The sequence below is a fragment of the Neobacillus niacini NBRC 15566 genome, from assembly GCF_001591505.1.
Classification (GTDB): domain Bacteria; phylum Bacillota; class Bacilli; order Bacillales; family Cytobacillaceae; genus Neobacillus; species Neobacillus niacini.
The window spans coordinates 226,367-238,632 of record NZ_BCVA01000003.1 but is presented as its reverse complement, the minus strand read 5'-3'; the positions used below and the strand labels follow the sequence as shown (position 1 = coordinate 238,632).

The following is a 12,266-nucleotide window of genomic DNA, read 5'->3' as shown; positions in this document are numbered from 1 at the left end:
ATATCTTGATTTCAGGGCTAATTTATTTTACAGTTAATCGAAATTGGCTATACTCCTAATAGAATTGGAGGAAAGATGATGTTTCGTTTATTGAGATTAATTGCATTATTATTTTTACTATATATTTCCTGGCCTTATATCACAAAACAGCTGGATAATTCCGACATTCATGCTAATTTTGTATCGTCATTAAAAGAAAATCTTGAGGTTCCAGAAACGGTTAGTGTTTTATATGATGATATTCAGCAGATGTTAAAACAGTTTGGTTTTCAATTAGATGAAATGCCATTAAACAAAGAAATATCGAATGAGCCCCCACCGAAAAAGGTGGAGTTAACACCACCATCTCAACAAACTTTTTCTATTCACAATATCGAGCTTGGAAATGCAAAGACGGACATCGAACATAATCTAGGTTTAGCAAAACGGATTTCTCTAAATGAATATGGCACAAACTGGCATGCTTATCATGAGAATTATCATAATTTCTTTATGGTGATGTATGATGACAATAATCAAGCTGCCGGTTTATACACCAACCAAGATTTATTGACTTCTACTAATGGAATTAAGATTGGCGCTACATCGAAAGAAAATGTTCGCAGCATTCTCGGAGATCCTATAACGAAAGTTCAAAAAGGAATGGTCATATATCAGCTGCAAGAGAATAGTGACAATGATTTATTTTTACTGGATAACGCTTATGTGACGATTTTTTATGATAAGCATGAAAATAATACTGTAACAGCGATACAAATCGTCAGTAAAACCATGGAGGACAACAAAAAAGATTTTTATACGGAGGCATCGCCAACCTTAAAAGAAGGCTTTGAGTATCAAATGTTTGATTTAACTAATGCATCCCGAGTGAATCACCAACTCTCTGTCCTCACCTGGGATGACCATGTGAGAGAAACGGCTAGAGAGCATAGTGCTGATATGGCCACAAATAATTATTTCGATCATAAGAATTTGCAAGGACAATCACCATTTGACAGAATGAAAGAGGATTCCGTTAGGTTCCATACTGCTGGAGAAAATCTGGCATACGGTCAATTAAGCAGTATCTTTGCCCATGAAGGATTAATGAATTCACTTGGACACCGTGAAAATATACTGCGCCAAGATTATGAGTACTTAGGAGTTGGTGTAGCCTTTAATGAGAAATCGCAGCCTTATTACACGCAAAACTATTATGCCAATTAGTGTCACGAATCCGGAATAATCAATCAGGGTAAATTATATACGAGCAATTCTAATTGCTCAAAAAACTTCGTCGGGAGTGATGTATCATGGCTAGAAACAAACTATTGGTTCCTGGTGCAGACAATGTTCTGAATCAAATGAAGGAAGAAATCGCCAACGAGTTTGGAGTTCAACTTGGTGCTGATACGACCGCACGAGCAAACGGCTCAGTCGGCGGCGAAATGACCAAACGTCTTGTCGCGTTGGCTGAACAAACATTACGAAATCAACAAGGTATATAACTTGGGGTTTCACGAAACGGGCTGTCCGAATGTACTCGGACAGCCTTTTTTTATCCTCTGAAGATTGGCAGCGTACAGCAGCGGAAAGACCCACCTGATTTAATGATTTCTGAAATATCCACTTCAATTACTTCGAACCCACGGCTACGCAGATTTTGATTCACATGTTTATTAATGGGCAAACTTAAAATTCTCTTATTCCCTATACACAATACATTTGTTCCTAGTGTAAATTGTTCTTCCTCTGTTACCTCAATTAAGTCATAGCGGGAAGAAAAAAGGTTTATATCTTCCTCGGTTAATGCAGGACGATAAATCAAGGCAGTATCGGGCGATATAACATTAAATACACAATCCAAATGGAGATATTTTTCCTTAAAGGGGATGGCTTTTACTTCATATTGAACTAGAAGACCTTGCAAATGTTCTACTGCCTCCTCATGGGTCCGGTTACTTAGTCCAACATAAATCGTCTCCCCATCAATAATTACATCTCCGCCTTCAATCTTGTCTTCAGCCAAAGTGTAATAAGACATTTCTTCATCATCAAGCCACTGTTTTAAAACATCTTCCTCGCCGATACGTACATCATGAGCCATCTTCGCAACAAAAATGGTTTGTCCTAGGGTAAAGCCAATGTCACGTGTGAACACCTGCTCTGGGAATTTTTTATGATAAGGCAATAAAACAACCTCTATCCCGTTTGTTTCTAGAGTTCTGACAAACTCACTGTGTTGTTCCAGCGCACGTTTTATATGGATCCCTTCATCCTTAAATTCCTTTTGTGTTTCGTTGATAACTTCACGAATCGTCATATATTGGGGCTGGCAAAGAATTACACGCTTTAATGGGTCATACTCGTTTCCACAATATGTTTTATGATTTTGCGTCATTTGCGCTCCTCCTAAATAATCTTCCTTTATAGGATTACTTAAACAAATTCTCCCATTCATTCATAGAGTAATAAAAGGAATTTCAATTTATAATGGTGGTGCTAATTTTATGTTTGAAATGAAGAAATCAAAGTATGGCAGAGGTATATTCGCAACCTGCGACATTAAGAAAGGTGAGCTCATTCATGAAGCACCCGTGATCATTTCCTCGAAAAATGAGTTTAAATATTTGAAAAAAACCATCATGATTGAATACGTTTTTTGGTGGGGTGACGATTTACAAGAATGTGCATTAGCGCTTGGATACGGTTCATTGTTTAATCACTCCTACACCCCTAATGCTTTATATAAGCTTAATCTCAAAAATCAAACCATTGATATTTTTGCCTATAGTGATATCAAAACAGGAGATGAAATCTTGATCAATTACAATGGCGACCCTGTAGACACTGAACCAATGTGGTTTGATGTTTACTAATTAGTTTTCTTTCCTTCCTCCGCCTTCTTTAATGTTTGAATATACAATATCTTCATCTTGCGCACCCCATATATTACCCATTCTGATTTTTGTGAATCGTATTTATCTAAAAAATATAAAAAAGCACCCAGTAAAAATTGGGTGCTTTAACCTGTTGGTAATTTTATTTTATCCATAATGGAAGTTAAATAACTTTTAACAGATCCCATCTTGTTGTGATGGTTGGAGGTTTGAGGGATTAAGTCGTCATCTTCTTCTCTCGATTCCTCATCCATGAGTTCATGTGAATAAATTCGCTTTCCAGCCATAATGCTTCGAATGGACGAGGCTAATTCTTCACTAGGATTGTCTTTCAGTAAATATCCTTTAACGTCAGCCTTCAATGCACGCTGATAATATCCCGGTCTAGCGAAGGTGGTAAGAATAATTACTTTACAATTAATGTACTGTAATTCTTCTGCGGCCTCGAGACCTGTCTTTTCAGGCATTTCAATGTCCATAATACAAACATCCGGCTGTAAATTTTGCACCAGAGTAATTGCCTCTTCCCCATTGCCTGCCTGACCAACTACTTCGATATCCTCTTCCAAGTTCAACAGATTCCCCATGGCCTCTAACAGCAGCGCCTGATCCTCTGCGATTACAATTCGAATCATCTTCAATCTCTCCTTATCAGGCGGCTGCTCCACATGCAGAGACTCCCCATGCACGGAGAGTCAGCCAAATTGGGTAATATTATAACTCTGGTTTCGCTTGAACAGAAATACGTTTTTTCGCTAAAGCTTTCACGTCTTTAAAAGCAACAAAATTCTTGGCATTTTCATCCCATAAACGGAAACGAAGTGACTTTAAGCTTGTCGCAAGTGTAATGGTTGGAACGTTTTTTAATGGTTCTGTCTGATTATGAGCTTCTTCTAATTTATAATTTGGAACTCTTGGGCTTAAATGGTGAACATGGTGAAATCCAATATTCCCTGTTAAGAATTGCAAAAGTTTAGGCAGTTTGTAAAAAGAACTTCCCTCTACTGCAGCTTTCACATATTCCCAGTCCTTATCTTCTTCAAAGTAAGAATCTTCAAATGTATGCTGTACGTAAAACAGCCAAATACCTGCTGAACCGGAAATCATGAAAATGGTGCCTTGAATGAGCAGGAATGATTGCCAGCCAATTGTGACGCAAAACAAAGTAACTAAAGCAACAAGAATGACATTGGTTAAATAGGTGTTCATTCGCTCTTTTTTACGTGCATCTTTACGATTAAAACGATTTTTAAGCGCGAAAACATAGATTGGTCCTAAGCCAAACATCACGATAGGATTACGATAAAAACGGTAAGCTAGTCGAAGTCTAAGTGGTGCTGCCAAATATTCATCGACTGTTAGTGTCCAAATATCTCCTGTACCACGCTTATCTAAATTACCACTTGTGGCATGATGAACAGAGTGTTCGTGACCCCATTGATCAAACGGGAACAATGTTAATACTCCCATTGCGGTACCAACTGCACGATTCGCCTTTCTGTTTTTGAAAAACGAATGATGGGTACAGTCATGAAAAATGATAAAAATTCGTACTAAAAACCCTGCCGCTGCGATCATCGGAACCAATGCCAACCAATAAGAAACAGATAAACATTGATAAGCAATGAACCACAATAAGATAAACGGTCCAACCGTGTTAATAATCTGCCATACACTTTCTTTTGTTGTTGATCCTTCAAAAGGAGCAACTTGTTTTCGTAAATTCTTCGTATTTTCTTGTACTGACATAATTTTAATTCCCTTCGGTTTGTGTCGTTAAAATAAGTATAGGGAAATAAAATCATTCATGTAAGTACCAGGTGTCATATGCAGAGTATGACAAACGTCATATAGAAGTTGTCTTTTACACCAAAACAGAAAAATATGCTATAATAAAATAGTTGTGTTTTAACAAATTAAAGCGGTGATGTAGGTAAAAAACCGTCCGCTTCAAAAGGGTGTTAATAAATGAAAAATGAAATTGATACAATTTATATTTTAGAAAATCCTGAAAAGAATATGATTAAATTTGCAACTGGATATCAGCTTAAATATGAAGATACCATAAAAGATGTTTTTGGTGTGGCCTGCCTAAATGATTTAGAAATGATGATTCAGTTTAACAAGCCTTTCCAAGATAGCATTTGTGAAAGTAAGAACATAACTGTAAAGAATCTTAGATTAAATCAAGTTATTCGCATTGCGTCCAAAAACGAACTCCTTCAATTAAGGGAGCAATTGTTAGGGCAGTTAGGAAATTTACCAATTCCACGTCCTTTCGATTCAGTCATCCAGCTCCAAGAAGGAATTTTTCGATGGGATGAACAAAATTCTTCATACATTTTAGATCAGCTTGGTGCATAATTCATTCCTTTAAAATAGTAACCCACCACCGTTATGGGTTACTTTTTTTTGAAAAACATTATTTTGGCAGGTGTTTCATCTTATGTTCTTAATGGATAAGGCAATTATTATTGGTGGAGGTATCTCTGGTAAATTAGCAGCGCGGGTGTTGTCGGATGTTTACAAAGAAGTAATCATCCTCGAACGTGACAATGAACCGGAAGGACCCTTTTCACGTAAAGCTGCACCTCAAGGTGAACATTTACACGCCCTCCTTCATGCCGGTGAGTATGGTCTTGAAAACTTATTTCCTGGTATAACAGGGGAATTTTATAAGAGCGGTGCTGTAAAAATTAATTCAACCATTGATCTTGCATGGTTTCACCATGGTGCTTGGAAAATACGATATGATGGAGGATACAATACTACTCTGCAAACGCGCCCGCACTTAGAATGGCACATAGAACAATACATAAAAAGGATTCCAAATGTTGTTTTGCATTACAATCAAGTCGTCCAAGATTTTTTATATAATGAAGAAGATAATCGGATTACAGGTGTTTTATTAAAAAACGGTCCATTATTAGCAGATTTAATAGTGGACGCCAGCGGAGTAAGCAGTTTTACATCTAATTGGTTACATAAACAAGGTACCCCTATTCCTGAGGAAAAGGTTGACATCAACTTAAGTTATAGTAGTAAACAATTTCAACTGACTGAAGACCAGGAAAAAGACTGGAAGATTAAGATGCTTTATCCCAATCCGCCTCAAGAAAAAATCGGCGGTACGATTTCTAAGATAGAGGGAAATCGTTATATTGTCACCATAATGGGTTATCATAACGCTATAAATGAGAAAGAGGTTTTAAAAGACGATAGCGGCTTTATTGAACTTTCAAGAAAATTGCCAAAAATGGATATTTATCACGAAATAAAAAATGCAACTCCTCTTACCAAAACAAGCCTCTATCGTATCCCACATATTGTTTGGAGAAGGTTTGATAAGATTGAATTACCAGATCGACTTTTACTAATCGGTGATACCCTCTGCAGAATTGACCCTGTATTCGGCCAAGGAATGAGTATTGCGATTTTAGAGGCTCTTGCACTGCAAAAATTGATAAATAAAGGTGCTCGACAAAAGATGCCAGCGGATTTTCATAAAAAGGCAGCGAAAATTATTTCCCCGATTTGGAATATGGTCCTTACAGAAGATTTCCGCTATCCTGACACTCGCGGGAAAAAGCCATTTGGACTGTCCATCCAGCAATGGTATGCTAAAAATATTTTTCTTTTATCCGCACAAAATCAAGAGGTGTATAATGCGTTTGTGAAAGTGATGAATCTAGTTAATCCGATAACCTCACTGATGAGGCCAGGGATTATTAAAAGTGTTTTGAACCGCACATTTACAAATTCGAGAAAACTATAACTCATAAAAGCGGTCCTCTTTTAAAAAGAGAACCGCTTTTTACTAATGTCTAAGAATTTACCTTTTAATAGGTATTTTCAATGGATTTAATGGTATCAAATAGTTGTTTATTTATCGGAGTCGGTACTCGATGTTTATTCCCCATATACAATACTGCTCCCGCGAATAAAGCCACCTCGCTATGTCTCCGTGCTTCCAAGTCCTGCGCCATAGAAGGTTTCCCTTCGGGGCTTAAAGTGGCTAACACACTTAACCAGTAATTCAAATCTGCCTCTGTTAGATTTATCCCCTCGTATTCAGATAAGGTAATGACCTCTCTCATCGCGGCAATCATGGTTTCCCTTGCCGCACCTTCCCGTTGAATTTCACCGTAATTGCTTTTATAGACAGCGACGGTTTGATTAACTCCGACATTCAGCATGAATTTTCCCCATAGCCGCTTATTCATATCGGTGTCTATCTCATATGGAAAATCAATTTTATCAAAAAAGGCGGCAACACTTTTAGCCTCCTCAGAAATTATTCCAGGCTTTTGATCACCGAAGCAAAGCATTCCCATATGGTCGTATGTAAGTTTATTTCCTACTTTTACCGCGTCCATCCCTTGGGCTACACTATAAAGAATCTTATCCAACCCATACACTTGCCCAATAATACCTTCACTTGTAATACCATTTAATGCGGACAATATGATCGTGTCCTTACCCACATGATGCCGAACAGCTTGAATGGCGTCATGTAAGCCTTCGTATTTTACAGTGAAAATCAGTAAATCTGCTGGTTCGCAGGGTTCTTCGGGTGTTACATAGTGGAAATCACAAGGTTCTCCATTACAATAGACATGTTCTCTTTTATATTTTTCGATACGGTAGCGGTCCGCTATAATTCTTACATCCCCCTTCGGCAATCTCTTGACAAAATGGTTGCCGAATAATATTCCTAATGCTCCTAATCCGATAATAGATACTTTTTTTATTCCCATCCCGTAAGTCCTCTCTCCTTTTTATTAAATTCTATCATGAAATTTTAGTTGATTAATAATGATTCGTTTTTCGATATAATAGAGAATATAGAAAATTTTGTAAAGAGGGGTAAACATGGATAACGAAAATAAGGATCCACAGCATACAGAAGACAATTTTGACTGGGAGACTTTTTTTAATCCCGATGATAAACAGGAATGGGAAATAGAGAAACTTCAAAAGAAAAAGCGGAAAAAATTCATGGTTAAAATCGTTAGTTCCCTGCTCGTACTGGCACTTTTGATCAGCGGACTAGAAGTGTGGATTAACATTTTCAACCTCCCTGCGATTAACTTTGTTAAAGTGTCAAATCAATTATCAAAGCAGCCTGACGTGAAGGAATACAAAAAGTCGGTTGTAACGATTGAATGGAATGGAGTGAAAGGAACGGGCTTTACAGTTACTCCTACTGGATTAATAGTCACGAATGAACATGTGGTTGAACGTACGAATAGAGTAAATGTCCATTTTAAATCGGGTAGGTCATATGCAGGTAAAGTAATCGCGAAACACCCAGAAATAGATGTTGCGATTATAGAAATTTACGCAGAAAACCTCCCTTTTCTTCATCTTGCTACCGACAAGGATTGGGAAAGCTGGGTTGGTAAGGAAATCATTTTTATTGGAAACCCATTAGCTTTTACCCAAATAGCCAATAAAGGCACATTGGTTGGTAAAGTACAGTTAACCGACTGGCAGGTCCCCGTTATGATGATTGAAGCACCTATTTACCAAGGAAACAGCGGCAGCCCGGTATTAAATGAAAATGGAGAAGTCATTGGTATTATCTTTGCAACCTTGCAGGACCCGGAGATAGAGACGAAAGAAATTGTAGGAGTTGCGATTCCATCTTACTATATTAGGGAAATTATTAATAAAAATATCAATAGCGATTTTTAGGTTCTATCAATTGCCACTATCTAGCAGAACAGATTATACTAATATTTGGTATTACTATGAATCTAAGGAGGAGATCACTTGACTAGTTTACAGGATACTACCACACTACTTAATGGAGTCAAAATGCCCTGGTTTGGCCTAGGTGTTTATAAGGTTCAGGAAGGGGAAGAAGCACTTCAATCTGTAATGGCTGCAATGAAAGCTGGTTACAGAAGCATTGATACCGCAGCTCTTTATCAAAATGAAGAAAGTGTAGGTCAAGCGATAAAGGAATCCGGTGTTCCCCGTGAAGAGTTATTTATTACTACTAAAGTGTGGAATGAAGACCAGCGCAATGATTCAGTATTAGAAGCATTTGAAACTAGCCTGCAAAAACTTGGACTGGATTATGTTGATCTATATTTAATACACTGGCCAGTAAAAGAAAAATACAAACAAACCTGGAAAGTTCTTGAACAACTTTATAAAGAGGGCCGTGTTTGTGCAATTGGTGTTAGCAATTTCCAAATTCATCATCTAGAAGATTTACTATCTGTTGCTGAGATCAAACCGATGGTAAATCAGGTGGAATTACATCCGCTTTTAGCACAAACTGAACTTCGTGACTATTGCAGAAAACAAGAAATCCAAATTGAGGCCTGGGCTCCACTTGGTCAAGGCAGACTTCTTGAACATCCAGTTTTACAAGAAATCGCGGCACAGCACAACAAAACAACCGCTCAAGTCATCCTGCGCTGGGATATTCAAAACCAAATTGTCACCATTCCAAAGTCAGTTAAAGAGTTCCGTATTATCGAAAATGCAAATATCTTTGATTTTGCATTAACCGAAAGTGATATTCAAAAGATTAACTCCCTAAACGAAAACAAACGATTCGGTGCTGATCCTGATAACTTTAATTTTTAATTTTGTATAGGAAAAAACGGCCTCATGAGCTAGTCATGAGGTCCATTTTTATATCAAGATCCGTTCTGTTTCTTTAAATAGTTTCTACGCACCATTTCATCGTAAATATCTCTAAACAAGATATCTCTGTTTCTACCTTCAATAACCTCTTTTATATAAGAATCTTTAATTTTGTAAAAAGCCTCGAGGTTAAAAACATTCTTATATTTATCAATCGATCCGAGAACGTCCAATGTCAATAAGGTTCTCTTACATTTTAGACATCTGCCGCAATTCTTAATTCTGACAAGACAAACATTTAAATATTTGTAGGAGAGTTCAAATTCTGAAACCATTTGTGTTTTCCGCACTCGTGAATAATTACTCCCTGCTGAATAGAAAGTTACGTTTTCTGTAGATAACAAAGGCAGGCTAAGAAAGTCATAGGATGCGGAATCCGAATTAAATTTGGCATTAATAGTTTGATAACCAGCAGAATAGTAATAAACATGAAACAACTTTTGGAATACTAACAGCGCCGACACATTTCGTAATGTATGGGTTCTAACAAAGCTCATCTTTAAGATATCGTTTAAATTGCTGTCTACTACGATCATTTCTTTTCCTAGCTCTTTAGCACATGCGGAAGCCCATGCTACCCTGTCTTGATAAATCTTATCTTGCCACTTACGGCTTCCCATCATTTGGTTTGAACCTGTATTAAAAAAGGTAAAATGAGTAATTTGATAATTTGGTGGAACAACCCCGCCCAAATGCTCGTAGACAGTAGATAAGGAATCAATTCCGCAGGATAACCCTGTACCAACTGCTCCCTCATTAGGTAAAGGTGTTGACTGAAGATTATCGCATAGCACTCGAATCTTTTTATATCGATAGATTTGAGCAATTAACGGAAGTAAATGGTGATTTAATGCATAAAACAATTTTTCCGAGACAGCACCTTTTACTAGAATATTTTGTCCTTTTCTTATTGCAAGCCATAGCAGACCAACCAAAAATGCATCGACTCGCTCCGTAGTCATATACGTTCCGTATGTCTCATTAGTCTCATACCAAAGGATATTCTCAATTCCCTCATCATCAAATCTAGCTTGCAATCGCACTTTCCCATTCAGGTTTACTTTTTCCGGTTGGTATATCGTAAGCATACTAGTCACCGCCATAATTTAATTACCTACTATACTATGTGAAAAAGAATTCTCATGCATTGGACAAACCCACATTTTAATAAAAAAATAAAGAAAACCACCAACTGATTTGGTGGTTTACTATTCCAGAGGCATAAACATTAACGGTTTTTTCCTGCTTTCAAAAGACCCCTTAGTTGAAACATAGCAACACCTTCTTTGCGTTCATATGCTTGAACGAAGATGCTTACAACGATTAATTCAGCTAATAATCCCAGCGAGAGGCCCATAGCACCGATGACACCATTCCATTGTGCAGCAAAATTCACGCCAATGACTAAAGAAATCAATGTAACTACAAAATTAGCAGACTGTGAAAAAATGGTTACCTTTGTTCGTTTATACACCATTAATAAACCGTTAAAATAATCTACAAAGGGAAACACAAGTGCCATTAGCATCGTAACTTTGAATACTTGAATGCTTGCATCTAACAACCTGCCATTGACCCCGATTACATGTTCAAAAAATAATCCTCCAAGCGGAGTATACGCTAAAATTGCAACCAATATACACGGGACAAAGCCGATAACCAGTAAGAACTTTTTTACAAGCGCATTTTGTTCTCCATAAAAATTGATCACAATTTGATGGATATAGGAGAAAAAACTTAAAATCAATTGTGTCACACTAAGGGCAATCGCATAACTTGCAATCGCCAGTTCAATATTAACGGTTTTACCCAAAGCAATATTGATGGCTGGTCCAATCATGACGACAATTACAGAAGATAACATAAGCGGACTATAAAATTTAAATATACTTTTCTTTGACTCTATTTTTAGTTCATGTTTAGCAGGCATTTTACGAACTAAGGTCCTTGCTTCTATGAAGCTAATGATACATTCAACGATCATCCCTGTTAAAAAAATCATCGCACCGGATACTCCTGTAATATGACCAATGTTCATGAAGTATAAAGACAGCAAATACATGGCAGCAAGTCTTATGACCATACCAATTGTTAACCATTTTGTTTGTCTATTATAAATGATGACACCCTGGGCTAGACAACGGAGTGCAGAAAAAATTGTAACGAATATAAGAACTTGGTAAATAGCCTTTATATCATCCACCATAGTCTCTTTAGCTCCAAAGACTTTTGCAAAAATAAAATCTCCAGCCGGAGTATACGCAACTGCAAATGCAACCAACATTAAACTCCCGATGAGATAAAAGGAAAAATGGGACATTAATTTATACGAGCCTTTGTCTCTTACCAACGAGGAACAAGTTTGTCGAAGTAAATTTCCCAGCCGTTCCGTAATTCCAAATAAACTCATCGCAATCGCATAACTAGCCAAAATAAACTCAGAATTATCTGCTCTAACCAATGTACTGTTGATAATGATATGGGATATCGTTACCAGACTCGCAGATAAACCTAAAGGAATAAAGAAAATGAACAAGGATTTCATATTCAGTTCTTCTTTTGTTTTTTTCATTCTCTCCAACACCTTCTAATTAGAATATCTTCCTAAATTTATTTCGACACACTAAATTTATTCCATTTTATTATAAATCCTATGGTTTATTATGGATATAATTATTTTTACAAAAAGTTGGTTTTCGAGAACATTGTTGTTAAAATCTTAAA

General features: G+C 37.0%; 13 protein-coding genes. 7 read left to right on the top strand and 6 right to left on the bottom strand.

Annotated elements, in window-relative coordinates:
• Positions 1-78: 78 nt before the first annotated feature.
• On the top strand, positions 79-1,206 hold the full coding sequence (locus tag BANA01_RS04580) for a CAP domain-containing protein (RefSeq protein WP_174524399.1): 1,128 nt from the start codon (positions 79-81) through the stop codon (positions 1,204-1,206).
• An 86-nt stretch (positions 1,207-1,292) separates the two neighbouring features.
• Positions 1,293-1,487 carry an alpha/beta-type small acid-soluble spore protein gene (locus BANA01_RS04575; RefSeq protein WP_063251859.1) on the top strand — a complete coding sequence of 65 codons (195 nt, stop codon included), beginning with the start codon at positions 1,293-1,295 and terminating at the stop codon, positions 1,485-1,487.
• A 50-nt stretch (positions 1,488-1,537) separates the two neighbouring features.
• Here the strand turns inward: BANA01_RS04575 and BANA01_RS04570 are convergent, their stop codons facing one another.
• Entirely contained in the window at positions 1,538-2,380 is an 843-nt protein-coding gene (locus BANA01_RS04570; RefSeq protein ID WP_063251858.1) for a dimethylarginine dimethylaminohydrolase family protein, read from the bottom strand.
• 118 nt (positions 2,381-2,498) lie between these two features.
• Between BANA01_RS04570 and BANA01_RS04565 the strand changes: the two genes are divergently transcribed.
• Positions 2,499-2,858 (top strand): SET domain-containing protein, encoded by a 360-nt coding sequence (locus BANA01_RS04565; protein WP_369689638.1) that lies wholly within the window; start codon positions 2,499-2,501, stop codon positions 2,856-2,858.
• A gap of 146 nt (positions 2,859-3,004) precedes the next feature.
• On the opposite strand, the gene BANA01_RS04560 is transcribed toward BANA01_RS04565, so the two are convergent.
• Together BANA01_RS04560 and desA are read right to left on the bottom strand one after the other, a co-directional pair.
• Positions 3,005-3,514: a response regulator gene (locus BANA01_RS04560; protein WP_063251856.1), complete on the bottom strand. Its 510-nt coding sequence runs from the start codon at positions 3,512-3,514 to the stop codon at positions 3,005-3,007.
• Between the two features lie 79 nt (positions 3,515-3,593).
• Positions 3,594-4,628, bottom strand: coding sequence for a Delta(5) desaturase DesA (desA, locus tag BANA01_RS04555; protein WP_063251855.1), 1,035 nt, complete (start codon positions 4,626-4,628; stop codon positions 3,594-3,596).
• A gap of 219 nt (positions 4,629-4,847) precedes the next feature.
• Here desA and BANA01_RS04550 point away from each other — a divergent pair, with 219 nt between their 5' ends.
• Both BANA01_RS04550 and BANA01_RS04545 read left to right on the top strand, forming a co-directional pair.
• A complete protein-coding gene (locus BANA01_RS04550) occupies positions 4,848-5,243 on the top strand; it encodes a hypothetical protein (RefSeq protein WP_063251854.1) in 396 nt (131 codons plus the stop codon).
• 82 nt (positions 5,244-5,325) lie between these two features.
• The gene (locus BANA01_RS04545) at positions 5,326-6,654 is read left to right on the top strand and encodes an NAD(P)/FAD-dependent oxidoreductase (RefSeq protein WP_063251853.1); all 1,329 of its coding nucleotides are present in this window, start codon (positions 5,326-5,328) and stop codon (positions 6,652-6,654) included.
• A gap of 64 nt (positions 6,655-6,718) precedes the next feature.
• On the opposite strand, the gene BANA01_RS04540 is transcribed toward BANA01_RS04545, so the two are convergent.
• Positions 6,719-7,636: a ketopantoate reductase family protein gene (locus BANA01_RS04540; RefSeq protein WP_063251852.1), complete on the bottom strand. Its 918-nt coding sequence runs from the start codon at positions 7,634-7,636 to the stop codon at positions 6,719-6,721.
• Positions 7,637-7,751: 115 nt separating this feature from the next.
• Between BANA01_RS04540 and BANA01_RS04535 the strand changes: the two genes are divergently transcribed.
• Positions 7,752-8,576, top strand: coding sequence for a S1C family serine protease (locus BANA01_RS04535; protein WP_063251851.1), 825 nt, complete (start codon positions 7,752-7,754; stop codon positions 8,574-8,576).
• Between the two features lie 123 nt (positions 8,577-8,699).
• The gene (locus tag BANA01_RS04530) at positions 8,700-9,482 is read left to right on the top strand and encodes an aldo/keto reductase (RefSeq protein ID WP_082799395.1); all 783 of its coding nucleotides are present in this window, start codon (positions 8,700-8,702) and stop codon (positions 9,480-9,482) included.
• 53 nt (positions 9,483-9,535) lie between these two features.
• On the opposite strand, the gene BANA01_RS04525 is transcribed toward BANA01_RS04530, so the two are convergent.
• Complete coding sequence (locus tag BANA01_RS04525) at positions 9,536-10,630, bottom strand: hypothetical protein (protein ID WP_063251849.1); 1,095 nt, start codon at positions 10,628-10,630, stop codon at positions 9,536-9,538.
• 140 nt (positions 10,631-10,770) lie between these two features.
• Entirely contained in the window at positions 10,771-12,114 is a 1,344-nt protein-coding gene (locus BANA01_RS04520) for a hypothetical protein (protein WP_063251848.1), read from the bottom strand.
• Between the last annotated feature and the right edge of the window lie 152 nt (positions 12,115-12,266).

Excerpts from the sequence above, each read along its gene's own strand:
- BANA01_RS04580 (WP_174524399.1), top strand. The coding sequence starts at position 79 with ATGTTTCGTTTATTGAGATTAATTGCATTATTATTTTTACTATATATT.
- BANA01_RS04575 (WP_063251859.1), top strand. The coding sequence starts at position 1,293 with ATGGCTAGAAACAAACTATTGGTTCCTGGTGCAGACAATGTTCTGAAT.
- BANA01_RS04570 (WP_063251858.1), bottom strand. The coding sequence starts at position 2,380 with ATGACGCAAAATCATAAAACATATTGTGGAAACGAGTATGACCCATTA.
- BANA01_RS04565 (WP_369689638.1), top strand. The coding sequence starts at position 2,499 with ATGAAGAAATCAAAGTATGGCAGAGGTATATTCGCAACCTGCGACATT.
- BANA01_RS04560 (WP_063251856.1), bottom strand. The coding sequence starts at position 3,514 with ATGATTCGAATTGTAATCGCAGAGGATCAGGCGCTGCTGTTAGAGGCC.
- desA (WP_063251855.1), bottom strand. The coding sequence starts at position 4,628 with ATGTCAGTACAAGAAAATACGAAGAATTTACGAAAACAAGTTGCTCCT.
- BANA01_RS04550 (WP_063251854.1), top strand. The coding sequence starts at position 4,848 with ATGAAAAATGAAATTGATACAATTTATATTTTAGAAAATCCTGAAAAG.
- BANA01_RS04545 (WP_063251853.1), top strand. The coding sequence starts at position 5,326 with ATGTTCTTAATGGATAAGGCAATTATTATTGGTGGAGGTATCTCTGGT.
- BANA01_RS04540 (WP_063251852.1), bottom strand. The coding sequence starts at position 7,636 with ATGGGAATAAAAAAAGTATCTATTATCGGATTAGGAGCATTAGGAATA.
- BANA01_RS04535 (WP_063251851.1), top strand. The coding sequence starts at position 7,752 with ATGGATAACGAAAATAAGGATCCACAGCATACAGAAGACAATTTTGAC.
- BANA01_RS04530 (WP_082799395.1), top strand. The coding sequence starts at position 8,700 with ATGCCCTGGTTTGGCCTAGGTGTTTATAAGGTTCAGGAAGGGGAAGAA.
- BANA01_RS04525 (WP_063251849.1), bottom strand. The coding sequence starts at position 10,630 with ATGCTTACGATATACCAACCGGAAAAAGTAAACCTGAATGGGAAAGTG.
- BANA01_RS04520 (WP_063251848.1), bottom strand. The coding sequence starts at position 12,114 with ATGAAAAAAACAAAAGAAGAACTGAATATGAAATCCTTGTTCATTTTC.